Source organism: Chryseobacterium sp. 2P (genome assembly GCF_059579425.1).
The window spans coordinates 3,080,242-3,102,148 of record NZ_CM184194.1 but is presented as its reverse complement, the minus strand read 5'-3'; the positions used below and the strand labels follow the sequence as shown (position 1 = coordinate 3,102,148).

General features: G+C 37.3%; 12 protein-coding genes. 7 read left to right on the top strand and 5 right to left on the bottom strand.

Annotated elements, in window-relative coordinates; all coding sequences use genetic code 11:
* Nucleotides 1-344: 344 nt before the first annotated feature.
* The 4 genes from AC52CF_RS14045 (at nt 345) to AC52CF_RS14030 (ending at nt 13,318) form a co-directional block, all read left to right on the top strand.
* Nucleotides 345-5,462, top strand: coding sequence for a T9SS type A sorting domain-containing protein (locus tag AC52CF_RS14045; RefSeq protein WP_496517286.1), 5,118 nt, complete (start codon nt 345-347; stop codon nt 5,460-5,462).
* 211 nt (nt 5,463-5,673) lie between these two features.
* Nucleotides 5,674-6,423, top strand: a complete 750-nt coding sequence (locus tag AC52CF_RS14040; protein ID WP_496517285.1) for a DUF6261 family protein — start codon at nt 5,674-5,676, stop codon at nt 6,421-6,423.
* A gap of 1,268 nt (nt 6,424-7,691) precedes the next feature.
* The gene (locus tag AC52CF_RS14035) at nt 7,692-11,210 is read left to right on the top strand and encodes a fibronectin type III domain-containing protein (protein ID WP_496517284.1); all 3,519 of its coding nucleotides are present in this window, start codon (nt 7,692-7,694) and stop codon (nt 11,208-11,210) included.
* A gap of 137 nt (nt 11,211-11,347) precedes the next feature.
* Nucleotides 11,348-13,318: a T9SS type A sorting domain-containing protein gene (locus AC52CF_RS14030; RefSeq protein ID WP_496517283.1), complete on the top strand. Its 1,971-nt coding sequence runs from the start codon at nt 11,348-11,350 to the stop codon at nt 13,316-13,318.
* Between the two features lie 65 nt (nt 13,319-13,383).
* On the opposite strand, the gene AC52CF_RS14025 is transcribed toward AC52CF_RS14030, so the two are convergent.
* Nucleotides 13,384-13,542 (bottom strand): hypothetical protein, encoded by a 159-nt coding sequence (locus AC52CF_RS14025; RefSeq protein ID WP_336690036.1) that lies wholly within the window; start codon nt 13,540-13,542, stop codon nt 13,384-13,386.
* A 43-nt stretch (nt 13,543-13,585) separates the two neighbouring features.
* A complete protein-coding gene (locus tag AC52CF_RS14020; protein ID WP_214589143.1) occupies nt 13,586-14,413 on the bottom strand; it encodes an ion transporter in 828 nt (275 codons plus the stop codon).
* 63 nt (nt 14,414-14,476) lie between these two features.
* Here AC52CF_RS14020 and AC52CF_RS14015 point away from each other — a divergent pair, with 63 nt between their 5' ends.
* Both AC52CF_RS14015 and AC52CF_RS14010 read left to right on the top strand, forming a co-directional pair.
* Nucleotides 14,477-15,574 carry a Nif3-like dinuclear metal center hexameric protein gene (locus tag AC52CF_RS14015; protein WP_214589144.1) on the top strand — a complete coding sequence of 366 codons (1,098 nt, stop codon included), beginning with the start codon at nt 14,477-14,479 and terminating at the stop codon, nt 15,572-15,574.
* Between the two features lie 3 nt (nt 15,575-15,577).
* The gene (locus AC52CF_RS14010; protein ID WP_076392508.1) at nt 15,578-16,354 is read left to right on the top strand and encodes a zinc ribbon domain-containing protein; all 777 of its coding nucleotides are present in this window, start codon (nt 15,578-15,580) and stop codon (nt 16,352-16,354) included.
* Between the two features lie 460 nt (nt 16,355-16,814).
* Here the strand turns inward: AC52CF_RS14010 and AC52CF_RS14005 are convergent, their stop codons facing one another.
* Together AC52CF_RS14005 and AC52CF_RS14000 are read right to left on the bottom strand one after the other, a co-directional pair.
* Nucleotides 16,815-17,516, bottom strand: coding sequence for a hypothetical protein (locus AC52CF_RS14005; RefSeq protein WP_214589145.1), 702 nt, complete (start codon nt 17,514-17,516; stop codon nt 16,815-16,817).
* Nucleotides 17,500-19,278, bottom strand: a complete 1,779-nt coding sequence (locus tag AC52CF_RS14000) for an AMP-dependent synthetase/ligase (RefSeq protein ID WP_290265035.1) — start codon at nt 19,276-19,278, stop codon at nt 17,500-17,502. The genes AC52CF_RS14005 and AC52CF_RS14000 overlap by 17 nt, the downstream gene beginning before the upstream one ends.
* 242 nt (nt 19,279-19,520) lie before the next feature.
* On the opposite strand from AC52CF_RS14000, the gene AC52CF_RS13995 reads away from it, so the two are divergent.
* A complete protein-coding gene (locus tag AC52CF_RS13995) occupies nt 19,521-20,660 on the top strand; it encodes an acyl-CoA dehydrogenase family protein (protein WP_116099329.1) in 1,140 nt (379 codons plus the stop codon).
* Between the two features lie 261 nt (nt 20,661-20,921).
* Here the strand turns inward: AC52CF_RS13995 and AC52CF_RS13990 are convergent, their stop codons facing one another.
* Nucleotides 20,922-21,872 (bottom strand): DUF4349 domain-containing protein, encoded by a 951-nt coding sequence (locus tag AC52CF_RS13990; RefSeq protein WP_496517282.1) that lies wholly within the window; start codon nt 21,870-21,872, stop codon nt 20,922-20,924.
* Nucleotides 21,873-21,907 lie beyond the last annotated feature (35 nt).

Sequence of the window (21,907 nt, the reverse complement as noted above, 5' to 3'; positions counted from 1 at the left end):
TTTTTTGAGAAATGTTACATTACAGTTCTGTGTCCTGAAAATAATAACCGAGATGTAAAAGTTTCATTTTAAGCAGAGATCTCAGGTTGGAGAATGTTTATTTTTTTATGTTAAGTCATAGTTGTTTATAAATCAGTGATTTGTGATTAATAATTAACTACCTAATAAACAGTTTTTTATGAATTGCTTTTTAATTACATAAATTTTAATTTTTTAAATGATTGTTTAAAAATATCATGCTTAATATGTTTTTTTTATGTTAAATTTAAATATTTATTGAGTTTTTTTTAATTGGGTTAAATTTATTTATAATTTTACAAGTCCTAATTTTAATTTAACAATTTATGAAAAAAACGTATTTTTTACTTTTATTGATTGGCGGTGTCGCCTCAATAAAAGCTCAGACCACGTATTATTCGAAAGCCTCGGCGACGGATTTTACAAATGTGGCTTCCTGGGGAACCAATACTGACGGAACGGGAACGTCACCCGGTTCTATTAGTAATGCAGATAATTTTGTAATACAAAATTCATCAGCAATGACGCTTCCCGGGAATGCATCGGTAAGGCAGCTTACCATAAACTCCGGAAGTTTAACAGTTGCTGCAAATGCTCTTACGGTGAGTAAAGCAGGAACGTTTGATTCTACTCTAAATGTAACAGGAGGAACATTAACTGTTTCTGGGGGGAATTTGAATGTAAATGGAAACATGATTGTTTCGGGTACCAGTACATTCAATCAATCTGGAGGTATTATCACAATAGATCCAAATAATGGAGGCAATACCACAGGAAGTGTAGCCAGTGGCACAGCTACATTAAGTATTACTAGCTCAAATATCAACTGGACAGCTGGCTCACTCATTATTGTTGATCCCAACGCAGGATCAGGAGATGCTATCAATTATAGCAGCAGTTCGATGGCTAATCCATCCAATACATCAACACATATTTTACAATTTGGAGATGGGGTTTCTACTGATGCTACTACTAACACAGCGGGTTTTAACTTGAATACTTTTGTCAGTTCAGGAAGACTTTACTTTGGTAATTTTATTCTTAATACGGCAGGAACAGGCAATAGGAGACTTTGTTCTACAACATATTCGCTTGGTTTTAGTGGGGATTTCAGAATCACTCTTGGAGAAGTTCGATTTACTTCTATTAATAGAATAGGAGGTAATCTGATTAATAATGATACGTATACAAACACGAGTACAACATCTTTTCAATTTTTCTCCAATGGTGTTGATGCACCTTCCACAAAAAATCAAACTATCTCTGGTAGTGGCGTTTTTAGAAATTTAGCAGCTTCTCCAACCGCAAATTTTTCAAGTTTAACCATCAATAATACGAGTGCAGGTGGTGTTACTTTTGCAGATGCAAACTCGTTATTAAGCGGCGCAAATACAGGTACTGTTTCAGGGACATTAACTTTTACAAATGGCGTGGTAAATACGGGATCTAATGCTTTTATATTAGGTGTAAGTGGTACAACTGTTGGTTCACTGTCGTATACTGCAGGAGGGTTCAGTTCAGGTTCTACATTCAGCAGATGGTACGGAACAGCAGGATCAGGAACTACTATAGCAGCATCTACAATTCCAACTCCGGGTGCAGGAACTTATCCTTTTGTAATGGGTAATCCTGTAATTGGACTTTCAGCGGATCATTTTCATAGAGCTACTGCAGCATTAACTACAGCTGGTCAAATGGCTGTAAAGTTTAATGGTGCTTCAGGCACTACAGCAATAACTCCTTTAACCGAAGGTTCATTAACTTATGACAGGCAGACGAATGCTAATTGGGTGGTGACGACTTCTGCGGGATACGCTTCTTCTGCTACCCATACTGTTGCCGTTCAGGGGCAGGGAACTTATACAGCTGTAACTCCCAATGTTACGGTATTAAATAACGGAGCGTTGTTAGGTACTGCACAGGCAGGTACAAACCAGCCTATGGGACAAAGAGCGGCTGTACCTGCTGCAAATATAGCAGCTACTTATACATTAGCTTCTATTGCATCAGAATCTCCTATTGAATCTGCACAATCCGGTCCTTGGGAAAGTACAAGTACATGGGTAGGCGGAGTGGTGCCTTCGTGTGCTAATGCAGCTATTCTTTCAGGACATACGGTGACTGTATCTTCTTCTACAACGGCAAATCCAAGTAATGTAATTATTAATACAGGGGGAGCTTTAGCTGTTACAGGAGGTTCTATTGCTGTAGGATGTGTTAATAAAAATAATTATATTAACAATAACGGTACCTTATCGGTATCTGGAGGAACATTAGCAGTAAATGGTAATATTAACAATGCTTCCGGTTCTACTTTTGCTCAAAGTGGAGGAAATATTAATGTAGATGGAAACGATGCGGGTGCCACAGCGACGAGTGTAGCTTCTGGTACAAATATAGTAAATATAGCTACCGGAAACGTAACGCTTACCGGTGGAACGATGACGGTGGTAGATCCTCATGCAGCTAACAGTACTACTTCATACGCATTCTCCTATACGGGAGGAACTGCGATTGATAATACAGCTGGCTGGACTTTGAAGTTTGGTGACGGATCATCTACAGATGCAGGAGGTACTACGGCAACGGCTTCAGCTGTTGGAGGATTTATCTGGAACAATGCAGGAAGTAAAATCTATTTTGATAATGTAATAATAGACGGAGCTTTGGGTACAAACAGATATGTATCAAATTCCGCCACAATTGGTATTAATACATTAACCATTAATGCAAATGGAGAATTTAGAATACCAACTTCGGGAGTAAGTATTGCGGGTAACTTTACCAATAATGGTACATTTACACATACTGCTTCCACAGTGAGTTTCCAGAATTTCAAAAATAACGGAACAGCATCAGCTTCTACTACACCGCAGACTGTTTCAGGAACCGGAGTATTCAGAAATAATATTGTTACGGCAAGTTCTACAGCTAATTTTACTTCTGTAACGATTAATAATAGTTCTTCAACAGGGGTTACTTTTGGCAATGCAAACTCTTTATTAAGCGGTGCAAATACAGGAACTGTTTCTGGTACATTAACAATGACAACAGGTTTCGTAAATACAGGTGCTAATACTCTTATTTTAGGAACTTCAGCTACATCTAACGGAACTTTATCTTATACTGCAGGTGGCTTTAGTACAGGAAGTACTTTTGCAAGATGGTGGCCTACTACAACAGGTGGAGCAACTATTACAGCAAGTACAACACCGTCAGCAACGACTACAGGAGTATATCCTTTTGCTACAGGAACATCAACCGCTTTTGTGGCAAGAAATCTTTACTTAAACCAAACAGCTGCTGCTACCACTGGTGGTAAAATTGCAGTACAATATAATGATGTTGCGGGAACAAATACTGTAAGCATTGTAGATGGGGCTTATACTGTAGATACGCAGGCAAAATCCAACTGGGTTGTTTCTCAGACAGGGATTACGGGAACACCTACTTATTCTATGGCAATAAACGGGCAAAATATTTATACTGCTGTTAACGGTAACAGCAGAATTACCTTAGCTTCTGCTCCGGCTTTAGGGACACACCAAGCAGGAACAAATTATGTAAATGCACAAAGAACCGTTCTTCCATTGGCTAATTTAGCGGATACTTATTATTTAGGTATCGCAGCTTCGGATATTCCTTTTGTCTCTTTAGGAAACGGAAACTGGAATAGTGCTGCAACTTGGAATAAAGGAACGGTACCATCTTGTACAGATGTGGTGCAAATTGCAGCAGGTACTACGGTAACGGTAAATTCCGCAGGAAATGTTTCTAAAAATGTTACGATTAATACAGGAGGGACATTGGTAAATGCATCCGGTGATCTTACGGTAGGTTGTACTCTTAAAAATAATTCATTAGTAAATAACGGAACATTAACAATTTCAGGTGGTATATTAAATGTAAATGGTAATGTAAATAATGTAAATGGATCAACATTTAATCAATCAGGTGGAGATATTATTGTAGATGGTAATGATGCAGGTATAGTGGCTAATTCTGTTGCTTCTGGTACTAATATCTTTGGTTTTGGTACTTCAGGAACAGGAGCTACATTAAATTTAACAGGCGGTAGAATTGTTATTGTAGATCCGCATGTGGCAACTTCAGCAGCAGGAGGTACTTCAAATGGACATGCTTTCGCGTATTGGGGTAATGGTTACCGTGCAGGAGTAAATCATACAATTCAATTAGGAGACGGAGTGTCTACTGATGCAGGTGGAAACACGAGTGGTCTTCAATATAATACTTGGCCGGGCACTGGATATTTTATTGCGGGTAATTTAGTTATTAATTTACCTACAGGTACAAATAGATTTGTTGTACCTCCATATACCGTAGGTGTTGAAAAAGATTTAACCATTACTTCTGGTGAGCTAAGATTATCTGGTTCAAAAATTAATGGAAATATTGTAAATAATGGTACGCTTACTTCTACTGGTACTTTAGAATTGGCACAATGGGGAGCAGATTTAACATCTTCTACTTCTAGCTTGGCATCTACCAATGCTCAAACTATATCTGGTACAGGTGTATTCAGAAATTTAGCAGCATCTCCTACAGCTAACTTAACTAGTTTAACTGTAAACAATGCAAGTACCGGAGGTGTTACATTAAATGCACCGTTATCAGTAAGTGGAACTTTAACGCTTACAGCAGGTAAAGTAAATACAACTTCTACTAACTTATTGACATTAGGTACAGCAACAGCTGCAGGTACATTGTCAGGAGGCAGCACTACATCTTATGTAGTGGGACCATTTGCCAGAACGATTGCTTCCGGTAATGCGAATACAAGCTATATAGTATATCCTGTAGGTAAAACAGCGTATGCTCCAATTGCATTGGCACCGGCAACTACGGCGGTAACCAATATGAAAGCTGAAGCTTTTGATTCCAACTCCGGAACGGCTGGCGCAGGTACTCAAAATTTATCTGCTACAAGAAGATGGGAAGCTCCACTGGTATCTGGTGCTTTCTCAACCATCAATGTAAGATTAGGAGATGCAGCAATTGCAAGTAGTAATTTCCCGGTAATCGCGACAACGGCAAATGGAGTGTATGACAGCTCATTTGGTACTACCGGTACTTATGCGGCAGGCAGTCCAAATACAACACAATCTACTACTGCATTGGCAAGCGCCGGTTACACAGGTTTCCTTTCTTATGCGGAAATGGCTCCTACATTGGGTACAGGCGAAATATTGTATAAAGACAAAGGAATTAAAGTTTATCCTAATCCATTTGTGGATGTACTAAACATTTCTGATGTATCTAATGTAAAATCTATCTTCATCGTAGATGCTGCCGGAAGGTTAGTGAAAACTATCGCAACTCCAGCTTCTCAACTCCAGTTGGGAGAGCTTAAAGAAGGATTGTATTTAGTTACTCTTGAAATGAAGGATGGCTCTAAACAGACATTCAAAACAATTAAGAGATAATCTTAAATAACTATACTAATAAAAAGGTAGAGGCTGTCAATAGGACAGCCTCTATTTTTTTGATAAATGTTTCATGAAAATTCTTTACTATGAAAATGTTATAGCCGCCAATATATCGAAGTTATCTAAAATTTTTCACAAAATATACCTGAACAGAAAAACGCTTTCAATTTTTTTATAAATTAGCCCTTTAAAATTTTAAAATAACACAATGATTACAACCGCCAATCTGGAAAAATACCGTAACGGAGATTTTCTGCAATTCGTGAACAATGTACTGGAACTTTTACCTCAAGCCGCTGCCGACCAATTAAATATAGGCAGCCAAAGAACAATTTTGCAAACAGCGGCACAAAGTTTTAATAATGCTTATCTGCCCTATACGGGAAGCGATATTACGCCGGAAACTCAGGCTTTGGATGCGCAGAGAGACAATGCTGTTATCGGGATTAAAATGATGCTGGAAGCATGGCAGTACCATTTCGATCCGGTGATCAAAAACAATGCCTTTGCACTTTTAGATATCCTTAACCGTTTTGGAGACCGTATCTACAAGCTTCGGTATCAGCTGGAAACCGCCACGATTAACAGCATCGTAGCAGAATGGGAAGAAAAGCACAGCGATAAAATCTCCCAGCTTCAACTTACGGACTGGGTAAACGAGCTGAAAACTTCCAACCAGAATTTTAACAACAAGTACATTGCCCGTACCGTACAACTTTCGGAACTAGAAACAGGTGTGTTAGCCACTGCCAGAACAGCATCTACGGAAGCTTACCGGACACTGAAGCAGCATATAGAGGCTCATGCCCTGCTTACCCCAAGTGCAGAATACGATCAGTTAATGGCAAAGCTCAGCAGTCTGGTAAACCAATATAATCTTGCCGTTACCAAATACAGCAGTACGGAAGAAAGCGGGGGAGAAGATCAGAAACCTGAATCTCCGGAAACGCCTTCCTAGAGCCACCGCCGAAGGGAGGGAGCTGTCGGGAACAGCCGAAACCGTTTCGCCTAAAGGAGCAGACTTTCGGAACCCGCCGGGTGTATTCCGCCAAAAGGAAAACATTTTCGGGGAGTTCCGAAATCGTTTCGCCCAAAGAAATGTGTTTTCGGGAGCATCCGCAGATAAAACGCCTGAGTGAGCATATTTTAAAATAGTCTGATATGAAAAGGAAGAAAAAAGTTCATCTAAAAGACTGAAAATTATTTTTTCGGGTTTAGAGGGTTTAGTACTTTTTCTACAATATCTTAATAGAAGACGACCATAAAAAAATGAATATAACAAGTCTGTTAAGCTCATTTAAATTTAACCGCAAAAGAGAGACACAAAAGACTTTATTGGACTTATTTAAAGTTAAAGAGTTTGCTCCTTTAGGAGCAGAATCTGTTAGAAATAAGAATAAACCCATAAGTCAATCTATAGGATTGATATCTATAAATACGATAATTTTTTAAGATAGCGTTCCTACGGAACGCAGAACACATTGCGAATATGGTGTCTACACAGATAAAACTCCACAGAGGTTTCTACCATTTTACTTTAAATAACTTTTATTTCAAAGTCAGCAAAGAGAAAAAATCTTTGATTTTTTTAAACTTATGTGCTCTTTTTCCATTTAAGTATTAAACTTGAACAACTAAAGTATTAAAATCTTTTGCATCAGGTTTAAAGATTAAAAATAAAGGACAAAAAAATGACTTCACTCACCATTAAGCCTCCCTGATCCTGTAACTGAAATATCAAAGTATGGCAGCATCATGCTACCTGATACATTGTAAACAGTTTCTGTAAATATGAAATTTGAAGCACTGGGTGATTTTTATCAGAGTGTTAAGGTTTGTGGTAGTTTTTATCCGTATATCAAAAAGATATATATTTAGAGGTATCGAAAAGTAAATAATTTATGGTTTATCAAAAGATTTTGATAAATAGAACTAACTAATATAGGCTGTCTCTTTGAGGCAGTCTATATTTTTTTGAAAGGTTTTTTTATGCAAAGTTGTTATTGATTGTAAGTCAAATATTTGTGAGTGTTATTTAACTTGCTAATAAACAATATTTTATAAGTTCGTTTAAATTATGATTTATTTAATTATTCAAATGATTGTTTAGTAAATAGGTTTAAAATGTTTTTATTAATTATTAAATATTAATTATTTATAAAGTTTTGGTTAATTAAATTAAAATTTATTTTTATTTTTACATCACCTAATTTTATTTTTTTACGCATGAAAAAACTTTTACTGATGTGTTTGATGTTCCTCTATGCAGGCATCATGGCGCAAACCACAGTAACAATAGGTTCGGGAGCCAGTACAGCATCGGCTGGTACAAATGGCGATCCTATCTATCGTTCCAGTGGTACGAGTTCATTTCATCATTCAAAATCTATACAGTTGCTTACGGCAGCGGATTTGAGTGGTGCATCTGTTGTTCCTGGAGCAACCATTAACAGTATCGCCTATAATAAGAGTACGGCGTTTAATGTGTCGGGCAGTAATGCATGGACACTTAATGTCTATCTTAAAAATAGTACTGCTACAGCTTTAGCAAGTGGTACTGCCTGGAGTACTATGATTGGAGGAGCAACTTTATTTTATAGTGCTACGATAAATAGTACTAACAATTTTCCTGCTGCTGCAGGCTGGGTAACCTTTAACAATAATACATCAAACACTTTCAGTTATACAGGAGGTGCTATTGAAGTATATATTGAATGGGTTCCTTCCGGTACCTTGGCAACTCCATTTACAGGAGGAGCATTCCAATGGTTATATGATACTACAACTACTGCTCAGGCGATGGGAACCAGTGCTTCAACTGCAATTGCAGCTACAACTACTAGTTATACCACTCAAACGAGAAGGTATCAGACACAACTAACATACACTGCAACAGCTTGCTCTGGTGCTCCTAATCCCGGGAATACATTAGCAACGGCAACAAGTACACCGTGTTCTTCCCCGTATTCTACGACGCTAAGTCTGCAGAATTCTACGGTTGGATCAGGGGTTAGTTATCAATGGTACAATAATGCAGGTGCAATTGCGGGTGCTACAACATCTACCTACACAACAACTGTAAGTGCTGCTAATTCCTTCTATTGTGCTGTTACTTGTTCAGGTTCAGGAATCACTACTAACTCTACTCCTGTTGCAGTATCTGCTCCTGCAGCAGCGATATCAACTTTCCCATGGACTGAGAACTTTGATGGTATGACAACAGTTGGAAACGGAATTACTCCAAGCTGTTGGGCAACAAGTGGAGGTTTAAGCTCTTCTTATCTGTTTACAAGTCAGACTGCATCTGGAAATACTTATAATGATCCTAAGTCTGCTCCTAACTATATGACTATTTACTATCCTACTACGGCTGCATATTTATGGACTCCTTCATTTAATCTTACAGCAGGTCAGTCATATGATTTTTCATTCTATTGGGTTGGAGATGGATTAACGGGATGGCAGAATGAAGTATTGGTAAATAATGCTCAATCTTCTACAGGAGCAACAAGCCTTAGTACATTCCTTACTTCAACGCAAACAGCAACAGGGGGATCTAATAGTACCAATTATACCAAAGTTACAGTAACATATGTACCAACAACTTCAGGAGTTTATACATTTGGTATAAAAGCTTACGTAACATCTACTGCACCATATTATATGGGGTTTGATGATTTTAAATTGGAATTAACTCCTGCATGTACTGAACCAACGGTACTTACTTCATCTGCAATTACAGCTTCAGGTGCTACCATTTCATGGACAGCTCCTACACCAGCTCCTGCAAATGGATATAATATTTATTACAGTACAACCAACACAGCTCCAACTGCTACTACAACACCAAGTGCTACTGTTGCAGCGGGGGTTACAACTTACAATATATCCGGACTTACCTCTAATACAACTTATTATGTATGGGTGCGTTCTAATTGTGGTTCCGGATCTACAAGTTCTTGGGCTGGTCCTCTGAGCTTTACAACTGCATGTACATCTACAAATGTTCCTTACACACAAGATTTTGAAAGTGTGACGACACCTGCGTTGCCTTCATGTACTTCTATAGAAAATGCGGGTACGGGTAACAATTGGACTACAAGTTCACCTGCTGCTTATGGCTTTACTACTAAAGCGCTTACTTATCTGTATAATTCTCTTAATGCTGCTAATGCCTGGTTCTATACTCAGGGAATCAATTTAACGGCTGGTGTTTCTTATAGAATTAAATACACCTATGGAAATAACAGTACAACGTATGTTGAAAAATTAAAGGTAGCATATGGCACCTCTGCCAGCAGTGCAAGTATGACGAATGCTTTGGCAGATCATACAAACATTAACACTGCAACAGCGGCAACTAACTTTGTAGACTTTACTCCTGCTGCATCCGGTGTTTATTATTTTGGATTTAATGCATATTCTGCTGCTGACCAATATAACCTGTATGTAGATGATATTAGTATTGTTGTTACTCCAACATGTTCAGAGCCTTCTGCGGTTACAGTTCCTGCTGCAACTTTAGCATATAACTCTGCTGTTGTAAACTGGACTGCACCTGCTACAGCTCCTGCAAACGGTTATGATGTTTATTACAGTACAACGAATACAGCTCCGACTGCTACTACAACACCAACACTTTCTGGCTTAACTGCTGCTACAACTACTTTATCTAATTTAACCCCTTCTACAACTTATTATTTATGGGTTAGATCTAATTGTAGTGCTTCAGATCAGTCTATCTGGGTTCCTGTAACATTTACGACAAAATCTTTCTGTCCTGCAGTTACTGCACCTTCAGCTGCTGCAACAAATGTTTCTGTAACCCCTACATTTACCTGGACTGCTGTAACCGGAGTTTCTGGTTATAAACTTTCTATCGGTACTTCAGCAGGTGCTACTAATATTATGAATGCTCAGGATTTAGGAAATGTAACAACTTATACACTTCCAACTGCGCTAAGTTATAATACGACTTATTATTATACCTTAAATGCTTATGATGCTACATCTACATCTCCGGGATGTACAGAAAGAAGCTTTACAACTGCACCTCCGCCTCCTGCAAATGATGACTGTTCCGGAGCAATTGCTTTAACGCCTGGTGGTACTTTTGCGCAAAATGCAGTGGTTTCTACTAATGCTGGTGCTACAGCAACCTCTGATGCAACGGCTACACATTCTTGCCAGACTACAGGTTACAGAGATGTATGGTATTCTGTAGTAGTTCCTGCAAGTGGAAATATTACAATAGAGACTCAGTCTGTTTCTGGTTCTAATGTTACGGATACTGTTTTAGGAGTGTACAGTGGAAGCTGTGGAGCACTTACGCAAATTGGTTGTGATGATGACAGCTCCGCAGACGGTAACTTCTCTTTAGTATCTCTTACAGGATTAACTCCGGGATCTACATTACTGATTGGTGTTTGGAATTATTCTTCATCAACAACTGGTCAATTCAAGGTATCTGCTTATGATGCATCACTTGTATTAGCAACTAATGAAGTAAAAGATGCTAAAAACAACATCAAAGTATATCCAAACCCATTCTCTGAGGTATTGAATATTTCTGACATAGCTAATGTTAAAAATGTACTGGTTACAGATATTGCGGGAAGATTAGTGAAAACTATTGCTAATCCTACTTCAGAACTTCACTTAGGAGAATTGAAACAAGGAATGTATTTAGTTACTTTAGAGATGAAAGACGGATCTAAACAAACGATAAAAACAATTAAAAAATAGTTTTTAATACATACCATAAATTATAATAGCGGCTAATATTAGCCGCTATTTTTTTTGTTAATTAAATTTGAAAATTGTTATAGAAATTAGATAATAATTGTTAAATTAGTACTTAATCAACAAAATATAAATAGTTTATGAAAAAAATTCTACTTTCATGCTTATTGTTCTTAAGCATGTGTTTTTCTGCCCAGATTACTCTCGGATCAGGAAGTACTAATGTCGGCGTTGCTCCAATCAGTACATATTATGGATATTCTTACGTGCAGCAGATTTTCACAAAGCAGGAAATTAACGCAAACGCAGCCGGAAACATTACAGGACTGAAGTTCTATATAGATCCGACAATGTCCATTTCAAACTCTTCACAATGGGTGGTTTATCTGGGGCTGACCAACAAAACATCTTTCAGTACAGATTCAGACTGGATTCCCGGAGCTCAGCTAACGCAGGTTTTTTCCGGGACAGTTACCAATAATAACGGTGTTATTGAAATTGTTTTTCCTACCCCTTTTTCCTACAATAATACCTCCAATCTCGTTATTGCTGCTGAAGAAAATTCTTCAGGCTATGATAACAATAATTATGATGAGGCAATGCACGTTTATAACGGGGCACAAAATTCTACCCTTTATTATAAAAACGATTATACAGATCCGGATCCGGCTTCACCGCCTGCGACGGGAAATCTGGTAAATTATAAATCTGTTGTTACCTTTCAGGGGCTGGCTCCGAATCCTATTCCGGCTTGTCCTGTAGTTACTTATCCGGGAAGTAATGCTTCTTTTATTCCTTTAACTCCTACAATCACATGGAATAATACGGCTGGAGCAACAAGTTACAAAGTTTCTATCGGAACTTCTTCAGGAGGAACAAATGTTGCGAATCAGGTTTCTGTAACAACCAATAGTTATACACCCTCTGTCGCATTGGCTCCTAATACCACCCATTATGTTAAAATTATAGCTGTAGGCTCAGGAGGAGAGTCTGCCGGATGTACAGAAATATCATTTACAACCGCACCTCCGCAGCCTGCTAATGACGAATGTGCAACAGCGGTTACTTTAACGGTGAATCCTGATTTAAACTGTGGAACTGTAACGGCTGGTTATACTCTGGGTGCCACAGATTCAGGAACAGCCCCAAGTCCATGTTACGGAGATGCGGATGATGATGTCTGGTTTAAATTTGTAGCAACTGCGGCGACTCATAAAATATCCCTTCTCAATATCACCTCTGTAGGCAGTACAACGGGAGATACCGATACTTATTTTCAGGTATTCAGTGGAGGCTGTGGAGCGCTTTCCAGTATATTCTGTTCAGATCCGCCTTCCGGAGTTGTAACAGGTCTTACCGCAGGAGAAACATATTGGGTGAGAGTTTATAGTTATTACGGAGCAGGAAGTAATCAGAGCTTTAATATCTGTGTAGGAACTTTCCCTCCGCCTCCGGTAAATGATGCCTGCTCAGGTGCATTATCTGCCAATGCTTTCCCTTATACTTATATACAAAATGACGGAGCGGGAGCTACTAATAATTCAGGAATTGTAAGTGTATGTTCTAATGAAATGAATGACGGAACCTGGTTTACTTTTACTGGAGACGGAAGTACATTTAATATCAGCGTAACAATGCCTGCGGGAAGTGATTTTGATCCTCAGATCGGAGTTTATAGCGGAAACTGCTCTGCATTATCCTGTGAAAATACAGTAGATGACGGAGGACAGGGCGGTGCTGAAACAATTTCTATTCCCACTCTTTCAGGAAATACTTATTATGTAAATGTTGGTCATTACAGTGGCTGGTCAGATGAACCGGAAGGAGCATTTTCCATTAATATTACAAAAAACACTTTAGGAACTTCTGAAGTTGCAGCCAATAAAAATACCGTTAAAGTATTCCCAAATCCTTTCAGTGATGTGGTTACAGTTTCTGATATTGCTAAAGTAAAATCGGTTTCCGTGACAGATATTTCAGGAAGACTGATAAGAGTGATTGAAAATCCTCATTCAGAAATTCATTTGGGTGAACTGAAGCAGGGAGTGTATCTGCTGATGCTGGATATGAAAGACGGTTCTAAACAGGTTGTAAAAGCAATTAAAAAATAAATAAACTTTAACCATAATAAAAGGCGGTCTATTGAAGATCGCCTTTATTATTTAATGAAGATATTTTATTTATTGGGAACGGGCTGAATTTCTCCTGTCGTCATACTTTCGAAAACAGTAGGGAAGAACATAACGAGTATGAAGTAAATTACGATCATAAGGGCGATCATCGAGAAAAGGATAATTACTAAGCTGTTCGGTTTATTTTTCTTTTTAGGTTCCATGATTGTTGTGGTGTTTCGTTAATAAATTGAGTATTAATTTTTACTAAGCTAATTTCTTGCCACACTGTTTACAATACCTTGCATCATCATCAATATCTTCATTCCCGCATCTGTCACATACTTTTTCCAGATTTTGCCTTTTGTTTCTCATCTCGGCGGTTACAATTCCCGTAGGAACAGCGATGATAGAATAACCGGCAAGCATTAAAACCACGGCGAAAAATTTTCCCATCGGAGTAATCGGGGAAACGTCGCCATAACCAACCGTTGTAACGGTAACAACCGCCCAGTAAATTGCCTGCGGAATCGTTTCAAAACCTTCTCTTCCGCCTTCCACCATAAACATCAGTGAGCCAACAATCACGGAGAAAATAATTAAAAATAAAAGGAAAATATAAATTTTTCGTGAGCTGTTCTTTAATGCCCTCACAATTACAGAACCGTCATTCATAAAATCCAGTAAGTTGAATACCCGGAAAACTCTTAACATTCTCAGCATTCTGAAAATGAGGAAATATTTGGTAACCGGAAAAATAAAGCTCAGATAAAACGGAATCAATGCAAGAAAATCAATAATCCCGAAAAAACTGAAAATATAATTCCGTTTGTTTTTCACTACGGCAATTCTCGAAAAATATTCCGCAGAAAAAAATATGGAAATAATCCATTCCATAATAATGAACGTATAATGAAACCTTTTATCCAGCTTCGGAACACTTTCCATCATGATAATTGCCGTACTGATGAGAATAAGAATCAGTAAAGTAATGTCGAAAAGTTTTCCGAGCTTTGTGTCGGAGCGGTATATAATGCGGTAAAGATGTCTTTTCCAGAGAGCATCTTCGGGAATAAGATTGTGCTCTTTTTCCATTTTTCGAGGTTTTTTTAAAATTAACAAATAATCCCTATTTTCGTACCAAACATAGACAATAAAATGACAATAAGTAAGGTAATTGCCAAAATAGAAGAAAGAATTCCACTGCAGCAGGCAGAAGATTTTGATAATGTAGGTTTGCTTTGCGGGGTTCCCGACAGAAATGTCTCCGGAATTCTGGTATGCCATGATGCATTGGAAAATGTTGTGGATGAAGCCATTGAAAAGAACTGTAATTTAATTGTATGTTTTCATCCCATCATTTTTTCGGGACTGAAATCTTTAACAGGGAAAAACTATGTAGAGAGAGCTGTTTTAAAAGCTATTGAAAATAAAATTGCCATCTATGCCATTCATACGGCTTTCGATAATGATTTTTTTGGGGTGAACCGTGGAATCTGTGATCAGTTGGGATTAAAAAATTTAAAAATTCTTCAGCCTAAAAAAAATAATCTGAAACAGCTTACGGTTTTCGTTCCGAAAGATTATTCTGAAAAAGTGAAGGAAGCTTTATTTTCGGCAGGTGCAGGAAATATCGGATTTTATGACGAATGCAGTTTCAAAATCAACGGGAACGGAACGTTCAGACCGATTGAAGGCTCGAATCCGTTTTCGGGACAGCAGAACATCCGCGAAAATGCAGATGAGGATATGGTTTCTGTAATTTTTGAGGATTACAAACAGGGACAGATCGTTAACGCAATGAAAACAGCACATCCTTATGAGGAAGTCGCGCACCAGATTTACAGTTTGGAAAATACCAACCATTATTCCGGACTGGGAATGTATGGCGACCTTGATGAGCCGATGGATGAAAAGGATTTTCTGAAATTTGTAAAAGAAAAATTCAGTCTGGAGATGATCCGTCATTCAGGATTCAATAACAAAAAAATTAAAAGAGTAGGAGTTCTGGGTGGTTCCGGAGCAAGCGGCATCCGGTCTGCAATTTCCAAAAAATGTGATGCTTATCTTACGGGAGACGTAAAATATCACGATTTTTTCCTTGCCGATTCGAAAATGATGATCTGTGATATCGGGCATTTTGAATCAGAACAATTTGTAACTCAACAATTATTTGAAATATTGTCACAAAAATTTAGTACATTTGCAATCTCAAAATCTATTGAGAAAACAAACCCGGTAAATTATTTCATTTAAAATATGGCAAAAACCAACGATATTTCAGTTGAAGAGAAGTTAAGAGCTTTATACGATTTGCAGATCATTGATTCTAGATTGGACGAAATCCGAAATACAAGAGGAGAATTGCCAATCGAAGTAGAGGATCTTGAGATTGAAATCGAAGGTCTTGAAAAAAGAGCTGAAAAATTTCATGCAGAAATTAAAGATCAGGACGATCAGATCAAAACAAAGCATGAAGTAATAAACCATGCAAAAACTTTAATTGAAAAATACAAGTCTCAGCAGGATAATGTAAGAAACAATAAAGAGTTTGAAGCGTTAGGAAAGGAGATTGAATATCAGGAGCTTGAAATCCAGCTAGCAGAGAAAAGAATTAAAGAATTCGGTGCTAAAATAGGTCACAAAAACGAAACGTTAAGTGAATTGAATTCAAAAATTGATGAGCTTAAAAATCACCTGAAATTCAAAAAAGAAGAATTGGAAGGTCTTATTTCTGAAACTCAGAAAGAAGAAGAATATCTTATTGAGAAATCAAAAGAATTTTCTGAAAAAATTGATGAGAGATTATTGGCTTCATACAACAGAATCAGAACAAACTCTCCAAACGGTCTTGCTGTAGTAGGATTGGAAAGAGGCGCTCCGAAAGGATCATTCTTCACCATTCCACCACAAAAGCAGATGGAAATTGCTCAGAGAAAGAAAATCATCATCGATGAGCATTCAGGAAAAATCCTTGTTGACGACGAGTTGGTAATGGAAGAAAACGAAAGAATGAAATCTGTAATTAAATTTTAATAACTTACGATTTTAAAGATATAAAGCTGTTTCAATTTTGAGACAGCTTTTTTTGGCTTTAAAAACTAATTGCGCAAATGTTTCGCAGATAGCACAATTTAATATTGAAGTTTTTTAAGGTAAAATAGCTTTGCTCCTTTAGGAGCGGAATCTGTGTAGAAATAAGAATAAGTCTATCAATCAATCCGCAGGGTTGATATCTATAATAGGATAAATGTTCTAAAGATAGCGTTCCTACGGAACGCCGAACGTCCTTCTAATATGATGTCTACACAGATAAAACTCTATAGAGTTTTAAAAAAATAAATATAAACCACATGATATTAGTGATTATAAAGAAAAAGAATATTTAAAAACTTTTATTTAGTGGAAAACTGAAATAGCTTTATTTTGAAATCATTAGATAGAGCCATTCGTAAAAATATTTGTGCAATTCGTGTTAAAAATACGACAGAGAAAATTATTTTTTTGCCTTCGTACTGTCTGCAGATTTATAGTAAAAATTAATTGCTCTGCAAAGCTCAGCAACAGCTGCTTTTCCTTGAGGAGTAAAACCGGTAAAAGAATATTCGTCATCAGTTCCTTTGTTAAAAACTCTGTGACGTCGAGCCGGAATATCAATTTCTGAAATAGAACCATTGCAATCCAGACAAATACTGATCTGGTTAACCTTTTTATTGTCCTTAAAAAATACCAACCCTAAATGTGGATTAAAACACGCCGCGGAAGCTTCTCCATAACTGGATTTTTTCGCTAAAGCCGTTAAAATTTTATCAGCCTGTTCTTGTGACAGAAACTGCTGTTTTTCTATGATAGGAATGAAGTTTCCCTGTTCATTAATCGGAGCATCGTACAATTCTTCATCACCTTTGAAATCGTATGCTATAATTTTATCATAATCAAGCGTACTGAAAGGAATTCCGCTGCTCTGGTTTGTCTCGATGGTTGGTGAAGATTTCACATAATCCATAAGTTCCGTTCTGCTGAGTCCTTGAATTTTTGGTATATCCGAAACAAATTGAACAGAATCTTCTTTGGAACATATCTTTGTGTTGTCGGTATGTTTTTCACAGGACGAAAATAAAATTACCGATCCAAAAATGATGAATCGGTTAATTTTTTTATTCTTTATTTTCGTTGAAAATTTAGTCCTTACGTTCATACATCTTATTGTAAAGATCTATAAATTTTTCCTTAATCGCTTTTCTTTTCAGCTTTAAAGTCGGCGTTAAAAGACCTCCATCAATGCTCCAGACTTCTGGGGTAAGCTCGATTTTTTTGATCTGTTCCCAGTTTCCTAAATGTTGGTTGATATCGTCGATCTCTTTTTTAATTCTTTCTTTTAATTCCGCACTTTTGGCAATTTCCTGTGGAGTAGAACCTACATTCAGATTGTTTCTGGATGCCCAGCTTTTTGCAAATTCAAAATCTGGCTGTACCAGTGCGCAAGGCATTTTTTCGCCGTCCCCGACAACCATGATCTGTTCGATAAATTTTGAAGCCTTTGCTAAATTTTCTATGGTCTGCGGTGCAATATATTTTCCTCCGGAAGTCTTGAACATCTCCTTTTTACGGTCGGTGATCTGTAAAAATCCGTCGCTGTCGATATGTCCGATATCTCCCGTTCTGAAATAACCGTCTTCTGTAAAAACTTCTTTCGTCATTTCTTCATTTTTAAAATATCCTTTAAAAACAGAAGGTCCTTTTACGGTAATTTCTCCGTCTGCCTGAATTTTAACACTCAGATTATCAAGTGGTAATCCTACCGTTCCGATTTTCATTTTGCTGAAAGAATTTACCGAAATTACAGGCGAAGTTTCCGTTAATCCATATCCTTCCAGAATAGGAATTCCTGCATTCTGGAACATTAAATTCAGTCTTGTAGACAAAGCCGCAGAACCGGAAACCAAAGTAACAATTTCGCCGCCTAAACCTTCTCTCCATTTTTTAAATACCAGTTTATCGGCGATAATTTCCTTTAATCCGGATGGTTTAGATACGCTTTTCTTTTTAGAGATCAGATCCAGTGCCCAGAAGAAGATTTTCTGTTTCAATCCTCCCGCAGAAGAACCGGTTCCGTAGATTTTATCATACACTTTTTCTACGAGTCTTGGTACAACGCTCATGTAGTGAGGTTTTACCTCTTTCACGTTTTCTCCCATTTTTTCAATGCTTTCTGCGAAATAAATAGAAAAACCATTGTACTGGAAAAGATAGAAAAGCATTCTTTCGAAAATATGACAGATGGGAAGGAAACTCAGAACTCTTGTATCTTTATAATCCAGTCCTTTCTTTTTGGGAATTCTTGGGATAGAACCCAAAACATTGGAAACGATATTGTGATGCGTCAGCATAACTCCCTTTGGCTTTCCGGTGGTTCCGGAAGTATAAATAATGGTAGCCAGATCTTCAGGATTAATAGCATTTGAAAGATCTTCCACTTCAATCTGCGTAGAATCATCTTCGCCAAGATCCAGTATTTCTTTCCAGTTGGCAGCTCCCGAAACATTATCGAAAGTAAAAACGCCCTGTAATGAAGGGATGTTATGTTTTACTTTAACTACCTTATTCAAAAGATCTTTATCAGACACAAAACAGTACTTAATCTCGGCGTTGGTAAAGATAAACTCATAATCTTCGGCAGAAATACTAGGATAAACAGGAACGGAAACTACTCCGATCTGGGAAAGTCCAAGATCCATTATTGCCCATTCTGTTCGGGAATTGGTGGTGATTAATGCAATTTTATCACCCGGTTTTATGCCAAGCTTTAAAAGTCCTCTTGAGATCTTATTGGCTTCATTGATAAACTCTTGTGTGGAAGTTTTCTTCCATTCACCATGATATTTGGTTACAAACATATCCGACTTGGGATAGGTTTTCAATGCATGTTGAGGAATATCAAATAATCTTTTGATTGTCATGATTTTTTAAGTAATTGTTAAAGGATTTTAAATATAAGCATTTTTTTTAATTGTGGAAATTGCAAGTGATTATTTAGAAATTAATAAAATGTATGCCATAATATATTTAATAATTCAAACTTAACATATATATGATGAATATTTAAAAATCAACTTCTTTCGTTGTTTTTATCTAATTTATGATTCTATTTTCAGATTTGTCCAAAAAGTGTAAATTAGCGACCATCTAATTATTCAATGTTATGGACTTTAATTTATCAGAAGAACAGCTGATGATTCAGCAGGCAGCAAGAGATTTTGCGCAAAGCGAACTTTTACCGGAAGTAATCGAAAGAGACCGCGACCAGAAGTTTCCTGCAGAACAGGTAAAGAAAATGGGAGAAATGGGACTTATGGGGATGATGGTGGATCCTAAATACGGTGGTGCCGGAATGGACAGTGTTTCTTACGTTCTTGCTATGGAAGAAATTGCAAAAGTAGATGCTTCTGCGGCTGTGGTAATGTCTGTAAACAACTCTTTGGTTTGTGCCGGTCTTGAGAAATTTGCTTCTGAAGAGCAGAAAGTAAAATATCTTACCCCTTTGGCAAGCGGACAGGTAATAGGAGCTTTTGCTTTGTCTGAGCCTGAAGCGGGTTCTGATGCAACTTCCCAGAAAACAACTGCGGAAGATAAAGGAGATTATTACCTTTTAAACGGGATTAAAAACTGGATCACAAACGGAGGAACAGCATCTTACTATATTGTAATTGCACAGACAGATCCTGAGAAAAAACATAAAGGAATCAATGCTTTTATCGTAGAAAGAGGTTGGGAAGGTTTTGAGATCGGTCCGAAAGAAGACAAACTGGGAATCAGAGGAAGCGATACGCATTCTTTGATCTTTAATAACGTAAAAGTACCGAAGGAAAACAGAATCGGGGAAGACGGTTTCGGATTCAATTTCGCAATGGCTGTTCTGAACGGTGGTAGAATCGGGATTGCTTCTCAGGCTTTAGGAATTGCTTCCGGAGCTTACGAACTGGCTTTAAAATATGCTAAAACAAGAAAAGCGTTTAAAACAGAAATCATCAATCATCAGGCGATTGCATTTAAATTAGCAGATATGGCAACTCAGATTACAGCAGCAAGAATGCTTTGCTTCAAGGCGGCTGTAGAAAAAGATGCAGGAAAAGATATCTCTGAAAGCGGTGCAATGGCAAAATTATACGCTTCTCAGGTGGCAATGGACACTACGATTGAAGCTGTACAGATCCACGGCGGATACGGATATGTGAAAGAATATCACGTAGAAAGAATGATGAGAGATGCAAAAATCACTCAGATCTACGAAGGAACTTCTGAAATCCAGAAGATCGTTATTTCAAGAAGCATTGCAAAGTAATTGCTTAATTATACATGAAATAGTAAAAGGCTTCCAGATTTGGGAGCCTTTTTACATTCACACGAACCACAAAATATAATATATAAAATTTTTCTCTTTATTTATCTTTTTGATTGAAATTTTTCGTTAAAGTTAAATCCTTGATTGTATTCTTATGTTTGTTGATATATCAAAAATATCAATAAGAATTATTACATAAGAGATTATATGATTAAAATAATATTAAAATAAAAATCCATCACAAGGGATGGACTTTCGAAATTAATGAGCATCATGATTGGTTGTGTTTTTACCCCTCTTTTTATAAAAATAATATCCGATTCCGGCAATTAAAAGCAATGGCCAGAGCGGCAGAATAAACAGGAAAATAGAAGTAATGACACTCCATCCTGAAGAAACGGCGGCTAAAGATTTTTCACCAAAAGTTTCCGGAGCTTTATGAGCGTTATCCAAAAGAGAGATCCTGATTTCACAAAGCGTATTGTTATAATAGTCATTTCCTTTTACTTCTATGTTTTTGCTTTTAATATTGCCGATATTGCTGCTTAAATCATCCATCAGTTGGTCAAAATTCTGCAGAGGAACTTTAATCTGAAGATAATATGCTTTTTGATCCGCCATTTCCGAAGATCTGTCATCGGAAGGTTCTGCTGCAATATAAGTGAGTTCTTCTTTTGTCACAGCACCGTTGTTTCTAACCGTTTCCTGTCTTATAACTTCCCTTACTGTTTCCGTATTGTCTGCATTCATGGTTAAATAGCCCGATTTTACCATTTTATTTTTCAGAACATTCAGTTCGTAATTTTCACTTTTTGGTTTGTCTTTATAAACGATTTTGGTTTCTTTAATCACTTTCGGAGCGGGAACATTCACCACAATTTTTTCTTCTTTTTTAGCCGAATCCTTTTTCTCCGTTTTCGATTCCAGTCTTACGGAAGAAATTTTCTCAGATAAAGAATCTACCATTTTGGAAGTATTTTCAATCTTGTCTTTCACTTCATTTTTAGCGTTTTCAAAATCCTTAATTTTTACATTGGCAGAATCCAGCGCAGCATTGGCTTTTTCGCTTACGTCATTTAATTTTTCTGAAGCAACAGAAATTGCGCTGTCTGCAGAATCTGCGGTATTTTCCAGTTTAGAAACTGCAGATTCTCCCTTTTTACACATAATGAACGTGCCTGATACAGCAACGAGTAATATGAACTTTCTCATAACATTAATTTTTTCGATGAGGTAAAATTAGGAGG